This window comes from Clostridium rhizosphaerae, assembly GCF_016765585.1.
In the GTDB taxonomy this organism is placed as follows: Bacteria; Bacillota; Clostridia; order Clostridiales; family Clostridiaceae; genus Clostridium_AT; species Clostridium_AT rhizosphaerae.
Genome location: NZ_JAESWC010000018.1, coordinates 529,996 through 548,582, shown reverse-complemented (window position 1 = coordinate 548,582; position 18,587 = coordinate 529,996). Strand labels below are relative to the sequence as shown.

The 18,587-nt window shown below is 34.4% G+C and carries 13 protein-coding genes and 1 other annotated feature; of the genes, 11 read left to right on the top strand and 2 right to left on the bottom strand.

The features are described 5' to 3' along the window. Nucleotides 1-78 precede the first annotated feature (78 nt). Nucleotides 79-1,521, bottom strand: a complete 1,443-nt coding sequence (proS, locus tag JK636_RS21400; RefSeq protein ID WP_202751013.1) for a proline--tRNA ligase — start codon at nt 1,519-1,521, stop codon at nt 79-81. A 49-nt stretch (nt 1,522-1,570) separates the two neighbouring features. Further along, nucleotides 1,571-1,779: a binding site (T-box leader), on the bottom strand. Between the two features lie 135 nt (nt 1,780-1,914). Between proS and JK636_RS21395 the strand changes: the two genes are divergently transcribed. The 7 genes from JK636_RS21395 (at nt 1,915) to larA (ending at nt 9,812) form a co-directional block, all read left to right on the top strand. Further along, complete coding sequence (locus tag JK636_RS21395; protein WP_202751012.1) at nt 1,915-2,379, top strand: pyridoxamine 5'-phosphate oxidase family protein; 465 nt, start codon at nt 1,915-1,917, stop codon at nt 2,377-2,379. A gap of 81 nt (nt 2,380-2,460) precedes the next feature. After that, on the top strand, nt 2,461-3,156 hold the full coding sequence (locus JK636_RS21390) for a FadR/GntR family transcriptional regulator (RefSeq protein WP_202751011.1): 696 nt from the start codon (nt 2,461-2,463) through the stop codon (nt 3,154-3,156). 238 nt (nt 3,157-3,394) lie between these two features. After that, nucleotides 3,395-4,945 carry an L-lactate permease gene (locus JK636_RS21385; protein ID WP_202751010.1) on the top strand — a complete coding sequence of 517 codons (1,551 nt, stop codon included), beginning with the start codon at nt 3,395-3,397 and terminating at the stop codon, nt 4,943-4,945. 31 nt (nt 4,946-4,976) lie between these two features. Next, nucleotides 4,977-5,765, top strand: a complete 789-nt coding sequence (locus JK636_RS21380) for an electron transfer flavoprotein subunit beta/FixA family protein (RefSeq protein ID WP_202751009.1) — start codon at nt 4,977-4,979, stop codon at nt 5,763-5,765. Nucleotides 5,766-5,787: 22 nt separating this feature from the next. Then, nucleotides 5,788-6,984, top strand: a complete 1,197-nt coding sequence (locus JK636_RS21375) for an electron transfer flavoprotein subunit alpha (protein WP_202751008.1) — start codon at nt 5,788-5,790, stop codon at nt 6,982-6,984. Nucleotides 6,985-7,052: 68 nt separating this feature from the next. Continuing rightward, a complete protein-coding gene (locus JK636_RS21370; RefSeq protein ID WP_202751007.1) occupies nt 7,053-8,468 on the top strand; it encodes an FAD-binding oxidoreductase in 1,416 nt (471 codons plus the stop codon). Nucleotides 8,469-8,537: 69 nt separating this feature from the next. Further along, nucleotides 8,538-9,812: a nickel-dependent lactate racemase gene (larA, locus tag JK636_RS21365; RefSeq protein WP_202751006.1), complete on the top strand. Its 1,275-nt coding sequence runs from the start codon at nt 8,538-8,540 to the stop codon at nt 9,810-9,812. 38 nt (nt 9,813-9,850) lie between these two features. On the opposite strand, the gene gltX is transcribed toward larA, so the two are convergent. Beyond that, nucleotides 9,851-11,311 carry a glutamate--tRNA ligase gene (gltX, locus tag JK636_RS21360; RefSeq protein ID WP_202751005.1) on the bottom strand — a complete coding sequence of 487 codons (1,461 nt, stop codon included), beginning with the start codon at nt 11,309-11,311 and terminating at the stop codon, nt 9,851-9,853. Between the two features lie 450 nt (nt 11,312-11,761). Here gltX and nagZ point away from each other — a divergent pair, with 450 nt between their 5' ends. The 4 genes from nagZ to JK636_RS21340 all read left to right on the top strand — a co-directional run bounded on the left by nagZ (nt 11,762) and on the right by JK636_RS21340 (nt 18,563). Then, nucleotides 11,762-14,449 carry a beta-N-acetylhexosaminidase gene (nagZ, locus tag JK636_RS21355; protein WP_202751004.1) on the top strand — a complete coding sequence of 896 codons (2,688 nt, stop codon included), beginning with the start codon at nt 11,762-11,764 and terminating at the stop codon, nt 14,447-14,449. 260 nt (nt 14,450-14,709) lie between these two features. Further along, nucleotides 14,710-15,702, top strand: coding sequence for a patatin-like phospholipase family protein (locus tag JK636_RS21350; protein ID WP_202751003.1), 993 nt, complete (start codon nt 14,710-14,712; stop codon nt 15,700-15,702). 278 nt (nt 15,703-15,980) lie between these two features. Then, entirely contained in the window at nt 15,981-17,657 is a 1,677-nt protein-coding gene (locus JK636_RS21345) for a 2-oxoacid:acceptor oxidoreductase subunit alpha (RefSeq protein ID WP_202751002.1), read from the top strand. Between the two features lie 48 nt (nt 17,658-17,705). After that, nucleotides 17,706-18,563: a 2-oxoacid:ferredoxin oxidoreductase subunit beta gene (locus JK636_RS21340; RefSeq protein ID WP_202751001.1), complete on the top strand. Its 858-nt coding sequence runs from the start codon at nt 17,706-17,708 to the stop codon at nt 18,561-18,563. Nucleotides 18,564-18,587 lie beyond the last annotated feature (24 nt).

The window sequence follows — 18,587 nt, the reverse complement described above, 5'->3', positions numbered from 1 at the left end:
ATAAGTGATAATTACTAACTGTAAAAAAGTTTTTTGATATATAAGAAGGAACAAATCAGAAGATTTGTTCCTAAGAAATTAGTATGCTCTTCCCCAGTAAACAAGCTTCTTAGCTGGTTTTCCGCAGCAAACGCAGGTATCGCTAATATGCTCCTGTTCAAAAGGCATGCATCTACTTGTAGCAGCAGCATCTTCTTTAATCTTATCTTCGCAGGCTCTGTCTCCGCACCACATAGCCTTTACAAAGCCAGGTTTCATGTCTAATAGATTTTTAAATTCATCCAAGTTAACTGCTGTACTTGTTTTTTCTACTTGGGAAACTTTCGCTTTTTCAAATAGTGAGTTTTGGATATCTTCTAAAACTTCTTGAATCTTGTTTTCTAATTCATCAAGAGAAACAACTAGCTTTTCTCTATTATCTCGCCTAACTAAAACAGCTTGATTGTTTTCTATATCCTTAGGTCCAATTTCAAGTCTTAGCGGAATACCTTTCATCTCATATTCGCTGAACTTCCAACCTGGAGTCTTATCACTGTCATCCATTTTAACTCTGACTACCTTTGATAATCTATCTTTAAGCTCTGAAGCTTTATCCAAAACTCCAGCTTTGTGCTGTGCAACTGGAATAATTACAAGCTGGGTTGGTGCTATTCTAGGTGGAACAACAAGACCGTTATCATCACCGTGAACCATAATCAAGGCACCAATAAGTCTTGTAGTCATTCCCCAGGAGGTTTGATGAACATATTGAAGCTTTCCGTTTTTATCGGTGTATTGTATATTGAATGCTTTAGCAAATCCATCACCAAAGTTATGTGAAGTTCCGCATTGAAGCGCTTTTCCATCATGCATTAAGCTTTCTATTGTATAAGTATCTTCAGCACCTGCAAATTTTTCTTTGTCGGTCTTTTGTCCTTTAACAACAGGAATAGCTAGATACTCTTCACAAAGCTTTGCATAAACATTCAGCATTTTTATAGTTTCTTCTTGTGCCTCTTCAGCAGTAGCATGAGCTGTATGACCTTCCTGCCATAAAAACTCTAGTGTTCTTAAGAATGGACGTGTAGTTTTTTCCCATCTTACAACAGAGCACCATTGATTATAAAGCTTTGGCAAATCCTTATAGGATTGAATTATTTTTGCATAGTGGTCGCAGAATAAGGTTTCTGAAGTAGGACGTACGACAAGTCTTTCAGTTAATTCTTGATTTCCGCCATGTGTAACCCAAGCAACCTCTGGAGCGAAGCCCTCAACATGGTCCTTTTCCTTTTGAAGTAAACTTTCTGGAATAAACATTGGCATATATACATTTTCATGACCTGTTTCTTTAAACATATTATCCAGGTTTTTCTGTATGTTTTCCCAAATAGCATAACCATAAGGTCTTATAACCATGCAGCCTCTAACACTTGCATAATCTACTAATTCAGCTTTTTTTACAACATCTGTATACCATTGAGCAAAATCCTGATCCATAGGAGTTATAGCTTCAACCAACTTCTTTTCTTTTTCTTTACCCATAATTTTCATCTCCTAACTTAAAATTAAATATAAAAAAGCCCCGAATCCCAAAAGGGACCGAGGCTATATCGGCGGTACCACCCTAATTGACGCAATAATTGCGTCCAGCTTAAGTTCTATAACGGAAGAAAACCGCTGTACTTTATTTCAGCACAGAACTCCGAGGCGGGTTCAAAATAAAACTTTAGAAATCTCACACCAAATGATTTCCTCTCTGAAAAAGACTTTATCTTTACTATTCCTCATCAAAGTTTCAAGTTATATGTCTACATTAAAACAATAATAGAGTAAAAGTTTATATATGTCAATATTATATGCAAAAATTTTATCTTGTTGACCAAACTTTAAGTTTTTTCTATAATTAAATTATTCTGATATTTAGGGGATGATTAAATGTTTAAGGAAATGAGAAAAAGTCAAAGAGAAATTTTTAACGAAGATATAAATAGTATATTAAAAAATGGAGAGTATGGTGTTCTAGCTACTGTAGGAGAGAATGGATATCCCTCTGCAACTCCATTAAGCTATGTTTATTTAAATAATGCAGTTTATTTTCATTGCGCAGTTGAAGGAAGCAAGCTCGATAACATAAAATATAACAATAAGGTTTCCTTTAATGTTGTAGGAAAAACTAAAGTACTTGCTGAACAATTCAGTACTGAGTATGAAAGTGTTATTATTTTTGGACATGCATTTGAAACCGCTGGAGATGAGAAGAAAGATGCACTTATGGCTATAGCTGATAAGTATTCTCCTGATTTTAAAAAGGAAGGACTTGCATATATAGATAGAGCAATAAATAAAACATGCGTAGTAAAAATAGAAATTGATAAAATTACTGGCAAGGCAAGAAGATAAAAAGAAATCGGGATATAAAGATATCTTGATATCGCGATAAGAAGAGATTGTTAAAAATATGCTAAATAATGAGGCGATTATATGGATGCTCCTGTGAAAAATACAAAGGTATATGAGCAAGTTATTGAAAAAATTAAAGAGATGATTGTAAGCGGAAAGCTTAAAAAGGGGGATAAACTTCCCCCTGAAAGAGAACTTGTGGATCAGCTTCAGGCAAGCAGGGCTTCAATTCGCGAAGCCTTAAAAGCACTTCAAATTATAGGACTTATTGAAAGCAGGCAGGGTGGAGGGAACTATATCAGAGAAAGCTTTGAAGGCAGTCTGTTTGAGCCTCTTTCAATTATGTTTAGTCTTCAAAACAGCAGGCCTGAGGAAATCTTAGAGCTTAGGAAAATTATAGAGGTAGAAACCGCAGCTTTAGCTGCTAAAAATATCAATGATGAGGAACTTACTGAAATAAAAGGTATCATTGATCAGATAAATGAGAGCTATGACGAAGAATTAAATGCCAAACTTGATAAGGAGCTTCATTATAAAATTGCAAACGCTTCAGGAAATTTCCTCGTTGTAGTAATACTGACTGCAGTATCTTCACTTGTTGATTCATTTATTAAGGATGCAAGAAAGCTTATTTTGACTCAGATAGAGAATAGAGAAATCTTAATTGAGCATCATGAGAATCTATATAATGCTTTGCTTGAGCATAATAAAGGCAGAGCAGCTGAAGTTATGAGGAAACATCTGGATTTTGTAAATGAATATTTGACGTCAAAATAATTTAAAAATGAATTTGGTTTGATAAATAACAAACACAGTATACGTTTTCTGTGTTTGTTATTTTTTATTGGTTCAAAAAAATTGGTAAGACCAGTATTTGCAATAAGTGCATAATTTAATATTAAAATAATTTTGAATAATGATGTTAACTTCTTAACAATTGTAGAAATTGAAAAAATATTATGATATTATCAAATTGAAATTGGTCATACCAATAAAAATGGAGTGGGGGGTAAAAATGAATAACGTAGTTCTGTTTTTATTAGCATTAGTACCTATTGTGCTGCTTATGGTATCACTAGGGGTTTTAAAGATACCAGCACACAAAGCTTGTACAATGGTTTTGGGATTAGTTTTAGTACTAGCAATTGTTTTTTGGAAAATGCCAATCTTAAATGCTTTTACAGCAGCTTTAGAAGGCGTAGTCATGGCAGTATGGCCAATAGCAATTATTATTATAGCAGCTATATTTACTTACAACTTGGCACTTCACACTAAGAGTATGGACACTATAAAAAATATGTTATCTGGAATTACAACAGACAAGAGAATACAGGTTTTAATTTTAGCCTGGGGCTTTGGAGGATTTTTAGAAGCTGTTGCAGGCTATGGAACAGCAGTAGCTATTCCTGCAAGCATACTTGCAGCGCTGGGATTTGAGCCGATTTTTGCAGCAGTTATATGTCTTATAGCCAATACAGTTCCTACTGCATTTGGCGCGATAGGAACACCGGTTATATCTTTAGCTAAGATTGCTAACATTGATGTAAACGTTCTAAGTTATTATGTTGGATTGCAGCTTGTATTATTTATTATAGTTGTACCTATGGTGTTAGTATTGATTACAACAAAGAGTTTAAAAGGTTTAAAGGGAGTTATGGGAATATCGTTAGCTTCAGGTATAAGTTTTGCAATACCAGAAGTTTTAGCAGCAAAGTTCATGGGAGCAGAGCTTCCAGCACTCCTTGGAAGCGTATGCAGTATGGCTGTTACAATCATCATTGCTAAGAGAATGAGTAACAAAGTTAAAGCTACTAAGGGAGCTGCTAAAGAAGAAATAGCAGCAGCAAATTCACAAATTAGCTTTAAAGAAGGAATCATTGCCTGGATTCCATACATTTTAGTTTTTGTATTCATAATATTATCAAGCCAGTTAGTACCATTTATATATAACCCTCTTTCACATATTAAAAGTAGTGTTTTAGTATACACAGGAGCAAATGCAAAGCATTATGATATAAAATGGATTGCTACTCCTGGAACAATTATATTAATAGCCACAGTTTTAGGCGGATTAATTCAGGGAGCAAAAGTAGGCGAGATTGTAACTGTGTTTGGAAAGACCTGCAAGCAATTAACAAAATCAACAATAACAGTTATATCTATAGTTGCTATGGCTAAGGTTATGGACTATAGCGGAATGATAAAAAACTTAGCAGAAATGTTAGTTGCGATTACTGGAAGTTTTTATCCGCTTATATCAAGTGTTATAGGTGCTCTAGGAACCTTTGTAACTGGTAGTGATACTTCATCTAATGTCTTGTTTGGAAGACTTCAGACAGAAGTTGCCGCATCAATTCATGTAAATCCAGTCTGGCTTGCAGCAGCAAATACTGCTGGTGCAACAGCAGGAAAAATGATATCACCTCAGAGTATAGCGGTTGCTACAGCAGCCACAGGACTTGCTGGTGCTGAAGGTAAAATATTAAACAAAACTTTAAAATTCTGTGCAGGATATGTAATCATTTTAGGGGGATTAGTTTATATAGGAAGTATGTTTATAAAATAATGTTGATTGATATAAAAGGAGGAAGTATACAATGAATATTTTAGTTTGCATTAAGCAGGTACCAGGAACTACTAAGGTGGAAGTAGATGAAAAAACAGGGGTTCTAAAAAGAGATGGTGTAGATTCAAAAATGAATCCTTACGATTTATATGCAATTGAAACTGCCCTAAGGATTAGAGATAAGGTTGGGGGAAAGATAAGCGTCGTTACTATGGGACCTCCACAGGCGGCTGAAGTTATAAGAGAAGCATATATGATGGGAGTTGACGAAGGTGCTCTAGTTTCAGATAGAAAATTTGCTGGAGCAGACGTACTTGCAACATCTTATACAATATCGCAAGCAGTAAGGAAAATGGGAGAATTTGATGTAATTCTATGTGGAAAGCAGACTACTGATGGTGATACAGCCCAAGTAGGTCCAGAAATGGCTGAATACCTTGGAATTCCACATATTGCAAATGTGCTTAAAATAGTTGAACTTAAGGAAAACTCAGTTTTAGTTGAAATGGACATGCCGAATACTATCGAGCTGTCGGAAATAAAGTATCCTTGCTTATTAACAGTGGAGAAGGATATATTCCAACCAAGACTTCCCTCATACAAGAGAAAGCTTGAAACTAAGAACAGGGAAGTAAAGATGATAAGCTTTAATGATTTTGAAGACAAGGATGAAAAGAAATATGGACTTAATGGTTCTCCAACGCAAGTAGAAAGAATATTTCCTCCACAAGCTAATAATGACAGAGAGATGTGGAAGGGAAGCAGCGATGAACTTACCGGTAAGATGCATAAGAAACTTTCTGAGTTAAAATTTGCATAATGATTAAGGGATGGTGATATAGATGGGTAAATTAGTAGTTAATCAAAATAAGTTAAACAGTGAAGTTATTGAGCAATTAGTTAATATATGTCCTTTTAAGGCAATAGAAAATCATGATGGAAAAATAGAAATAAATGCCGGCTGTAAAATGTGTAAAATATGTGTTAAAAAAGGACCGGCAGGAGTAATGGAATTTGTTGAAGATGAAGTGAAAACTATAGACAAGAGCTTATGGAAAGGGATAGCTGTTTATGTTGATCATGTTGAGGGAGACATACATCCTGTAACCTTAGAACTTATAGGTAAGGCTAAAGAGCTGGCCGCGAAAGTAAATTTCCCAGTTTACTGCTTGTTTCTAGGTTCAAACATCAGCCATAAGGCTGAAGAACTTCTACATTATGGAGTAGATGAGGTTTTTGTATATGACTATGAGGAGTTAAAAGATTTTAGAATAGAACCTTATGCAGCTGCTTTTGAAGATTTTATTAAAAAGGTTAAGCCATCAACGATATTAGTCGGAGCTACTACTGTAGGAAGATCACTTGCACCAAGAATGGCAGCACGTTTCAGAACAGGGCTTACTGCTGACTGTACTATACTAGATATAAAGGAAAATACAGACCTGGTTCAAATAAGACCTGCTTTTGGCGGAAACATTATGGCTCAAATAAATACTCCAAATACAAGACCACAGCTTGCGACTGTTAGATATAAGGTTATGAATGCGCCAGAAAGAAGAGAAGATGTTTATGGGGAAATTATTACCTGTGAAATAAATAAGGACAAATTAGTATCCAATATAGATGTTTTAAAAGTAACTCATAAAGAAAAGGAAGAAAGCATATCTGATGCTGAAGTAATTATAGCTATCGGAAGAGGAGTTAAGTCAGAAAATGATATGGAGATGGTTTATGAGTTAGCAGACTTACTAGGTGCGCAGGTGGCTGGAACCAGACCTATGATTGAGGCAGGCTTGCTGAATGCTAAGAAGCAGATAGGTTTAAGCGGAAGAACTGTTAAGCCAAAACTTATAATAACCTTAGGGGTATCCGGAGCAGTTCAATTTACAGCAGGTATGAATGGTTCAGAAAGAATATTTGCTATAAACAATGATGAAAAAGCTTCAATATTCAATGTTGCGCATTACGGAATTGTAGGAGATATATATGAAATAGTTCCACAGCTTATTGAACAAATAAAGATGTCTAAGAGAGCATAATAAGAATTTGAGGGACATAAAGATGGATAATCTTTATGCATAGAATAAGGATTTGAGGGGGTAATGATATGAACGGACTATGCAGTAATGAATATAAGAAAATAGATGAAAGAGATATAAATTTCCTAGTTGAACTTTTAGGAAAGGACAGAGTTTATTACGGAGCAGAGATAAATGAAGACTACAGCCATGATGAGTTAGGCGGAATAAGCAAAATGCCTGAAGTTATGGTTGAGGTTTTAAGCACTGATGAAGTTTCAAAGGTTATGAAGTATGCCTATGAAAACAATATACCTGTAGTCGTAAGAGGTTCAGGTACTGGTCTTGTTGGAGCATCCGTTCCACTTTATGGCGGAATAATGCTTAATATGACTAAAATGAATAGAATACTTGAGCTTGATGAAGATAATCTGACTCTTACAGTAGAGCCAGGAGTTCTTCTTATGGAGATAGCAAAATATGTTGAAGAAAGAGACTTTTTCTATCCTCCGGACCCAGGTGAAAAGTCAGCAACAATTGGTGGAAACATCAATACAAATGCTGGTGGAATGCGAGCTGTTAAGTATGGAGTTACAAGAGATTTTGTAAGAGGACTAGAGCTTGTACTTCCAAATGGAAATGTTATTGAAGTTGGAGGTAAAGTAGTTAAAAACAGTTCAGGCTATAGCATCAAAGATATGATTTGCGGTTCTGAAGGAACTTTAGCAGTAATAACCAAGGCTGTACTTAAGCTTTTACCTTTGCCTAAGAAGACTATAAGTCTATTAATACCATTTCCAAATCTTCAAATGGCTATAGGAACAGTTCCTAAAATAATAAAATCAAAGGCTGTTCCTACTGCAATAGAATTTATGCAAAGAGAAGTTATACTTGCTGCTGAAGAATATTTAGGAAAGAAGTTCCCAGATAATACTTCCGATGCGTACCTTCTATTAACCTTTGACGGCAACAGCAAAGAAGAAATAGAAAGAAACTATGAAAAGGTTGCTGAGCTTTGCTTAAATGAAGGAGCACTTGATGTATTTATATCTGATACAGATGAAAGAAAAGAAGCTATTTGGTCTGCTAGAGGAGCCTTCCTTGAAGCGGTAAAGGCAACAACAACTGAAATGGATGAATGCGACGTTTGTGTTCCAAGGAACAAAGTAGCTGATTTCATTAATTATACTCATGAGCTTCAGGAAGGGTTTAATGTTAGAATAAGAAGCTTTGGGCATGCTGGTGATGGAAACCTGCACGTTTATGTTCTAAGAGATGAATTAACTGAAGAAGAATGGAAGAAGAAGCTTTCAGAAGTATTTGAGTGCATGTACAAGAGAGCTAGAGAATTAAATGGTGTTGTTTCCGGAGAACACGGTATAGGCTATGCTAAGAGAGCGTATCTATTCGAACAATATGATGAAGCTTATATTGAATTAATGAAAAACATTAAACTAGCTTTTGATCCTAAAAATTTGTTAAATCCGGGAAAGGTATGTCAATAGAATAAATTTAAAGTAGCCTCAAGTATTTAGCTTGAGGTACTTTTTTAAAAACTAATGAGGTGATGGGAAATGGGAAAAATAAGATTACCGTATTATAAAACCTTTATTGAAGCTGATATCCCTGATGAAAATCTTGCAGGTGTATTGGAGTCTAAAGCTCATAGCTTTAAGGCAACATTGACACAAGAGGAAATTGTTAATTTTGCTTTAGATAATCCTATTGGAAGCAAAACTTTAGAAGAGCTTGTTAAAGACAAAAAGAATATGGTTATAATAACTAGCGACCATACAAGGCCAGTACCAAGTAAAATAACACTTCCAATTCTTTTAAAGAGGATTAGAAGTGTTAATAGAGACATAGAAATAAAAATACTTATAGCTACAGGCTTTCATAGACCTTCTACAAGAGAAGAAATGATAAATAAGTACGGAGAGGAAATAGTAGAGAAAGAAGTATTGATAAATCATATATCACAGGATAAAGATAGTCTTGTCAAAGTAGGAACCTTGCCTTCAGGGGGAGAACTTTGGCTTAATAAATTGGCTATGGAAACAGAACTTTTAATATCAGAAGGTTTCATAGAGCCGCATTTCTTTGCTGGTTTTTCAGGGGGAAGAAAAAGCGTGCTTCCCGGCATTGCAGGAGCTGGAACAATAATGGCAAACCACTGCTCTGAATTTATAGCAAGCGAATATTCAAGGACTGGAATAGTTGAAAACAATCCAATACACAAGGATATGCTGTATGCTGCACAGACTGCAAAGCTTGCCTTTATACTAAATGTAGTAATAGACAAAGATAAGAAAATAATAAATGCCTTTGCAGGTGACAGCAAGCTTGCTCATGAGGAAGGCTGCAAGTTTGTAACAGAACTTTCAAGAATAGACCCAATAATGTCTGACATAGTAGTTTCAACAAACGGAGGATACCCATTAGATCAAAATATTTATCAATCAGTTAAAGGTATGACAGCGGCAGAGGCAACCTGCAGGGAAGGTGGAGTAATAATAATGGTTTCTGCCTGCAGCGATGGACACGGCGGAAAATCCTTCTATGAAAATATGGCCTTTTCTAAAAATGCTCGAGAAGTTTTAGATAGGGTTCTTAAAGTAGATAGAAATGACACTGCACCAGATCAATGGGAATTTCAAATTTTAGCAAGAATATTGGACAAGTATACGGTGATATTAGTTACTGATATGTGTAATCCAAAAATTATTAAGGACATGCATATTGAACATGCTTATACTTTTGAAGAAGCTTTAAACAGAGCATATGAAATAAAGGGAAGGGATGCAAAGATAGCAGTTATTCCTGATGGAGTTTCTGTTATAGTTAAATAAAACAAAACGTACCAGCATTTTAACTGGTACGTTTATCTTTAAGCATTTTTAAGCTTTTCAATTCCTATTCTTATTCTTCTTAGGGATTCTTCTTTTCCTAGTATTTCAGCAAGCTCAAAGGCTCCTCCCGGAGTAAAGGCTTTACCTGATAAAGCGGTTCTTATAGGCCAAAGCATCACGCCGTTTTTAACTCCCATTTCTTCAACAAGTTTAAGAACACTGTTGTGAAGAGTATCTAAGTCCCAAGCTTCTAAGCTTTCAAGAAGAGGAAGAACCTTTTCTAGGCTTACTAAAGAATTTTCAGCATTGGTTTTCATCTTCTTATGAACATATAGATCAATTGAGTACTCAGGAAGTACATCAAAGAAATCAATTTGCTCAGGAATCTCTCTAAGCACTTCTGTTCTAGTGTGAAGAAGATTGCTAACCTTAATTAAATCTATTTCAGGATTCTTTATTGCTTCCTTATAGTATGGAAGAGCCATTTCGTGGAATTCTTCTAAGGAAAGCTTTCTTATATATTCACCATTCATCCATCTAAGCTTAACAGGGTCAAATATAGCCGGAGCTTTATTAATTTGCTTAAAATCAAATACTTTAATAAGCTCTTCAAGTGAGAAGATTTCCTGTGTTGTTCCAGGATTCCAACCAAGCAGTGCAATATAGTTCATAATGGCATCCTTTAGATAGCCTTTAGCCATTAAGTCTTCAAAGGAAGCATCACCGTTTCTCTTGCTTAGCTTTTGATGAGCATCCTTCATTATTGGTGGGCAGTGTACATAAATTGGAACCTCCCAGCCAAAACCTTGATAAAGACGATTATACTTTGGTGAAGAAGATAAATACTCACTTCCTCTAACAACATGAGTTATTCCCATTAAGTAATCGTCAACTACGTTTGCAAAATTATATGTAGGATATCCATCGGACTTTAAAAGAACCATATCTTCAAGTTCAGAATTATCAACAGTTATTGTGCCGTATATAACATCATCAAAGGTAGTTGTTCCTTCAGTAGGATTATTTTGTCTTATAACATAAGGAACGCCTTCAGCTAATTTTTGCTCTATTTCTTCCTTGCTTAAGTGAAGACAATGTTTGTCATACTTAAAAGGTCTCTTTAATGCTTCAGCATTTTCTTTAAGCATATCGAGTCTTTCCTTGGAACAGAAGCAGTAATAAGCTTCTCCTCTTTCAACAAGCTTTTTTGCATATTCTAGATATAAAGGCTTTCTTTCACTTTGCACATATGGACCTACTGGACCTCCAATGTCTGGACCTTCATCATGAATTAGACTTGTCATTTTCATTGTGTTGTATATTACATCTACAGCACCTTCAACATATCTTTCCTGGTCAGTATCTTCAATTCTTAAAATAAAAGTTCCATCTTCATGCTTTGCTATTAAATAAGCATATAATGCAGTTCTAAGATTACCAACATGCATATAGCCGGTTGGGCTTGGTGCATATCTTGTTCTTATGTTATGATTACACATTCTTTTCACTCCTCTATTTATATCCTTAATAAAATTATACCCAATATAAAATAAAAGCCTCTCATCTTAGAGAGGATTGATACAAAAATATCCTCTTTTTATCTTATAATAAGGTATTTTTAATGTCAAGTTTTAGCATAGTTTGTACAAATGATATAAAACAAATCTCCGCAGATATGATAATATCACAAAATAAATTTACAAAACCATATAAATATTATTTACACAAATGTAATAATATGGTAATATGTATTTGTAATAATGATTGATAGCGTGTAACTTCTTTATTGAAGGCAATAGCTAAGAGAGAGAACTCTTTTAGCTATTTTTGTTTTGACTTATAAATCATCATATTTTAAAGGAAGGGTGATAAAAAAGGGTACAAGCATTCCATTGTAATCAATTGTTTGACTTAATTGAGAAGCAGAATAATTTATGGAGGAAGAAATAATGAAAAGAACGAAGATGAAAACAAAAATAGCTACTACTATTTTGGCATTATTATTTTCTGCAGGGGGATTAAAAGTAAGTTACAGGGTTTCTGCAGCTACTGTTGAGGAACAGGCCGCTAATGTGGTCGGAGGAATGACTCTTGAGGAAAAGATTGGACAAATGTTCATGCCCGACTTTAGAAACTGGGGATTTGATAGTAAAAACAATAGAATACCATTTACTGTAATGAATGATGATGTTAAATCCGTTATTCAAAAATATCATCTTGGAGGAGTAATATTATTTGCTGAAAATGTTAAAGAAACTGAGCAGACTGTAAGACTAGTAGAGGGTATGCAGCAGGCTTCAGAAAAAGTTCCATTACTAATTACTATTGACCAAGAGGGCGGCATTGTAAGAAGACTTCAAACAGGCACAGGAATGCCTGGAAATATGGCATTAGGGGCTACTAGGTCTACAGATTTATCATACAAATCAGGAAAAGTGATTGGAGAGGAACTTAAAGCTCTCGGAATAAATGTAGATTTTGCACCAGATTTAGATGTAAATATTAATCCAAGCAATCCGGTTATAGGAGTTAGATCATTTGGATCTGACCCTCAATTAGTAGCTGACTTAGGAACTGCTTATATAAAAGGTGTGCAGGATTCTGGCGTTGCTGCTACTGGTAAACATTTCCCTGGTCATGGTGATACAGCAACGGATTCTCATTTAGGACTTCCGGTTGTTAATCATGATATTGATACAATTAATAAAATTGATCTAGTACCTTTTAAAGCTGCAATGGATAAGGGCATTGACATGATAATGACAGCCCATGTTGCTTTCCCTGCAGTAGATAATTCTACTGTAATATCAAAAAAAGATGGTACTCAAGTTAATATTCCAGCAACTCTTTCTAAAAAAGTTTTAACTGAGCTTATAAGGACTAAAATGGGATATAAGGGAGTTATAACAACCGATGCTCTTAATATGCTGGCAATAGCAGATCATTTTGGACAGGAAGATGCTGTAAAGATGGCAATAAATGCTGGTACAGATATAGTTTTAATGCCGGCAGTAGTACAAAGCACAGGCGAAATTGCTAATTTAGATAAAATATATAACTCTGTAGTTAGTGCAGTTAAAACAGGAGAAATACCAGAATCAAGAATAAATGAGTCGGCAAGAAGAATTATTGAACTTAAGATGAAAAGAGGTATATATAACCCAGCTGGAAATCAGAACCAAGTATCTCTTGAACAGAAAATATCCAATGCTAAAGCAGTAGTTGGAAGTACAGAACATAAGGCTGTTGAAAAAGAAGCATCAGAAAAGGCTGTAACATTACTTAGAAATGAAAATAATATGCTTCCATTCAAGCTTGAAAGTGGAAAGAAAATAGTATTATTCTCATTATCACAATATAGAATTAAATCTATGACTGATGCCATTAATGACATATCATCAAAAAATAGCATTGATAATATAACTATTCAATCATTTATTTATTCATCAAAAGCAGCAACACTAACTGATACTCAAAAGGCTGCTATAGATGCTGCGGACTTTGTAATAACTAACAGCGTTAATATGGCACCTGATCCTAAAACAGGTACTTATTATGATATAGACTTTATCAACAGTGTTTCAGCTTATGCAAATAGTAAGAATAAAGCTATGGTAAATATAGCTGTAAGAAATCCATATGATATAGCATATACTCCAAATGTAAAAGCATGTATCGCTATCTATGGAGGTTTAGGAAATGATCCAACTAATCCGCCGCCAGCACCAAATCTCCCAGCAGGTATAAATGCAATATTTGGTATGTTTAATCCAACAGGAAAGCTGCCTGTTGCGGTTCCGAATCCTCAAAATAGTAAAGAAAATATGCTTGAATTTGGATTTGGATTAATATATGAGCAGACTAAAAAGGATGCCGAAAGTCTTATCGAAAAAGCTGAAAAAAGCTTAATCAAATCAGATTTAGATAATGCAAGAAGTTATGTAAGTTCATTACCTGATAATAGCGATAAAGTGGAACTTCTTAATAAGATTAATAATGTACAGAAAGATGTGGACAAAGCTATATCAGCTGAATCTGCAGTAGCTAAAGCAGAAAAGAGTTTAGTTCAGGCCGATTTAGATGAGGCTAATAAGCTTATTGCAGAACTTCCTGATAGTGATATGAAGGCTGGTTTATCATCTAGAACAAAGAGTGTTCTAGATAAAATTGATTTAAATACAAAAGTAAATGATGCAGTTCAGTCTGTCATAAAAGCTGAAAATAGTCTCAGCCAAGAGGATCTGGATTCAGCCAAGAAGCTTGTGGATAATTTAGAAGATGGTGAAACAAAGGCATCCTTGCTTGGAAGGATAAATGCTGCTCAGTCAAAGATAGATGTAAATGAAAAAATTAAGAAGGCTGAAGATGCATTAAATAAGGCAAAAGATAATTTGTCACAAAATGATCTTAATGCTGCAAAAGCAATTATAGATTCTTTACCTGATTCACAGCAAAAAACAGATCTTTTGCAAAAGTACAATGAAATTCAAGAAGATATAAATGAAAAAAGTACAAGCTCACAAGGAGCTAATACTAGTGTGCTTCCTAAGACTGGATCAGCGGTAGATATGAGTTCATTAATACTCTTTGGAATCCTGGTATCATCCTTAGGTGTGCTGATAATTAAAAGGAAATAGCTATAAAGGCAGAAAGAATATGCTTTCTGCCTTTTTTGTTTAGTTGCGATAAATATAATTATATATTTGTGCCAAGTTTTATCATATGTTGGATGCATTATTTAAAAAAAATCTTAAAGCACAACGTAGAGATAATTTTCATATATTGACAATAAGATGTTTTGAGGTGAAAAACACTACAAGTTTTTTATAGATGATTTATCCAGTAAAAGCTGCGTGATTGAAGGGTTCGAAACAGTAATTAAAGTATAGGGGGATTTATGGTAAATACTATTAAGAATTTGGTTTTTGAAGGCGGAGGGGTTCTGGGTATTTCATATCTTGGGGTTTTAGACTGCTTATGGGAAAAAAATATGATGCATAATATAGAAAAAATGGCAGGAACATCTGCTGGAGCAATAACAGCTTGTATTACAAGCTTCAATTTACCATTTAGTGAAATCAAAAATATAGTAGAGTCTTTAGATTACAAACAAGTTCCTCAAAAAGAAGATGAAAGTAATCAAAGAATATCAGTATTTATGAGAAGTGAAATTGAAAGAGTATTTGGCGATGTGGATTGTTTATATAGACTAGTTAATAATTATGGCTGGTATTCAACTCAGTATTTTTATAAGTGGATACAAAAACAAATTGCTTCACAATTTGACAGTACTAAGAAGCAGCCGCCTTATACTTTTAAAGATTTTAAAGACAATTCAATACATAAAGATAAAAGGAAGTTTTTAGAACTCTATATTGTAGGTACTGATATTTCTTGTAAAGTGTCTAAAGTATTTTCATTTAGTACTACTCCAGATATGGAGGTAGCTGAAGCAGTCAGAATATCTATGTCCGTACCATTATTTTTTGAAGCAAACAAAGTAAAAAGTTATGAGGTTAATAGAGATTCGCTAACTCATATATTTTCAGATGGAGGTGTTATGAGAAATTATCCAATTAATATTTTTGATTTAGAAGGGGCAAACCAAGAAACTTTAGGAGCAAGATTTAAATATGATATAGAATTTACTGAGATTAACAATATTATTGAATATATATCAAATTTTTATATGGCTTTGGCAAAAGTTCAGCAGGATATATACAGGAACAGTCCCAAGGATATTGAAAGATCAATTCAAATAGATACAAAAGATATATCTGTATTAGATTTTAATATAAGTACTAATGACAGTACCTATAAGTTTTTATATAAACAAGGCTACGAAGCAGCTAAAGCTTATTTTAAATATAGAGACAGGTTAAGAAATTAGCCTGTCTTTTTTAGTGACTCAATAAATTTATTGTTCTGTATTAGTCACATAAATATTTATAAATCAATGCATAAAGAAATGGAATTATAACAGTTCTTAATTTTGAATATAACAGATAAATAAAGAAATATAAAGTATTTTTATGGTATTTTGCATTATTGCCTTTTTTTGACTAAATATAAGCTTTGATTAATTATTAAAACAAACTATAATTAAATTAAACAATAATTATTATCAATTAAAAATAAATATCAATATAAATGAGGAGATGAAATAAATTGAGATATAATGTTTTAATAGGCGGGGCAGCAGGTCAAGGCATGGATACCATAAGTGCCCTATTTGAAAGAATTTTAAAGAAGAGCGGTTATTATATCTATTCTACAAAGGACTATATGTCAAGAGTACGTGGAGGGCATAACTTTATTCAGATAAGATTTGGTGAGGAGGAAGTGACCTCACATTATCCAGAGCTAGATGTAATTATAGCTCTTGATAACACTACAGCAGAAAGTCATATAGAAAGACTAAAAGAAAATGGTGTTTTAATTTGTGATGAAGCAGTTAATATAGAAGACAGCAGAGTTCTAAGAGTTCCAATGAAGAAAATAGCTATTGAAGCAGGCAATCCGAAGGTTTTCGGGACAGCTGCAGTAGGAGCTTTAACAGAACTCTTTGGAATAGAATTTAATAATATAGAAAGTTTATTCAGCAAGAAATGGGATGCAAAAGTAGTAGAAGCAAATGCTAAGGCTTATCAAAAAGGAAGAGAAACTTCAAGAAAGCATTTTGAACTTCCAAAAGGTCATGAAGATAAGCATATTATGATTAACGGAAATGAGGCAATTGCTTTAGGCGCAATAGCAGGAGGGCTAGATTTTTACTCCGCTTATCCAATGACCCCAGCAACAAGTATAATGACTTATCTTTCAAAGAAGCAGAAGCAGGCAGGAATGATAGTTGAACAGGTAGAAGATGAAATATCAGCTATCAATATGGCATTAGGTGCATCTTATGCAGGAGCAAGAGCAGCAACAGGCAGCTCAGGTGGAGGAGTTTCACTAATGGTAGAAGCAATAGGACTTGCAAGTATAACAGAAACACCTCTGTTATTAGTTGATTCTCAAAGACCGGGTCCAGCAACTGGGCTTCCAACTAGAACTGAACAAAGCGACTTAAGCTTCTTGCTAACAGCTTCTCATGGTGAAGGCCCAAGAATGGTTTTATCAGTAAGAAATGTTAAAGATGCTTTCTATGGAACAGCAAGAGCTTTAAACCTCGCAGATAAATATCAAATTCCTGTAATACTTTTAACTGATCAGTATTTAGCGGATACGGTTGTTAATGTAGAAGAGTTTGACTTTGACAAGATAAAAATAGAAAGACATATAGCTGGAAAAGAAGCTTTAGATGAAGATGGAAGTTATAGAAGATACAAGGTTACTGAAAGCGGCATATCTCCAAGATTGCTTCCAGGAAAATTTGAAAGTGCTGTTGTTTTAATAGATAGTGATGAGCATACCGAAAACAGTCAAATAACCGAAAGCGCTGAAGTTCGTATTGCTCAAATGGAAAAGAGAATGAGAAAGCTTGAAGGTTTAAAGGAAGAAGCTCTGGAGCCTGAGTATTTTGGAACTGAAGATCCGGAAATCCTGCTTTTAGGCTGGGGTTCAATGTATGGTCCTTTAAAGGAAGCAGTAGAACTTTTAAATAAAGAAAATAAGTCAGTCGGAGCGTTAGTATTTGGGGATTTATATCCTCTTCCAACTAAAAAACTTGAAAAGTATACAAAAATAGCTAAGAAGATTATTAATGTAGAACAGAATTTTAATGGACAGCTGGCTAAGCTTATAAGAATGGAAACAGGAATCGGTGTAACAGGCAGCATACTAAAATATGATGGAAGACAGTTAAGTTCAAGTGAGATTTATTCCAGAGTTAAAAGTGAGGCATAATGATTAATAATCATTATGGGAGATTAAAGGAATACAGGAGGGAAAATAATGTTAGATATAAAGATGTATGATACCCATGAGGAATGTGCATGGTGCCCAGGCTGCGGTGACTTTGCAATACTTGCAGCATTAAAAGAAGTTTTGGCAGAATTAGAACTGAAACCACATGAAGTTGTAGTATCTTCTGGTATAGGTCAGGCTGCAAAACTTCCACATTATATAAATGTAAACGGCTTTAACGGACTGCATGGAAGAGCAGTACCTCCAGCTGTAGGAATTAAATTAGTAAATCAGGATCTTAAAGTAATAATAAACTCTGGTGACGGAGACTCCTATGGTGAGGGAGGAAACCACCTTCTTCACAATATAAGAAGAAATATAGATATAACTCATTTTGTTCATGATAATCAAATTTATGGTTTAACAAAGGGTCAAGGCTCTCCAACAACTGACAAGGGTCAAAAAACTTCCATGCAGTTTGATGGTACAAACGTAGAAGCTTTCAGACCGCTAGCTTTTGCTTTAACAGCAGGTGCTACCTTTGTTGCAAGAAGTTTTTCAGGTGACAAGGAACATTTAAAGGGAGTTATGAAAGCAGCAATACTCCATAAAGGCTATGCACTTGTTGATATTTTACAGCCTTGTGTGACTTTTAACCATGTAAATACTTTCAAGTGGTATAAGGAAAATACCTATAAGCTTGATGAAAACTATGATTATAATAACAAAGCTGAAGCGATTAAAAAAGCTATGGAATGGGATAATGGAATACCTCTAGGAATTATTTACAAAGAAGAGAGTCCGGAATATACAGAGGTGGTTTCATATTTAACCCAAGGAAAGTCACTTGTTCAAAGACAGTGGAAACCACAAGATGCAAGAGTATTTATGGAAGATTTTAGATAGAATAATAGAGGCAGATTAGCATTG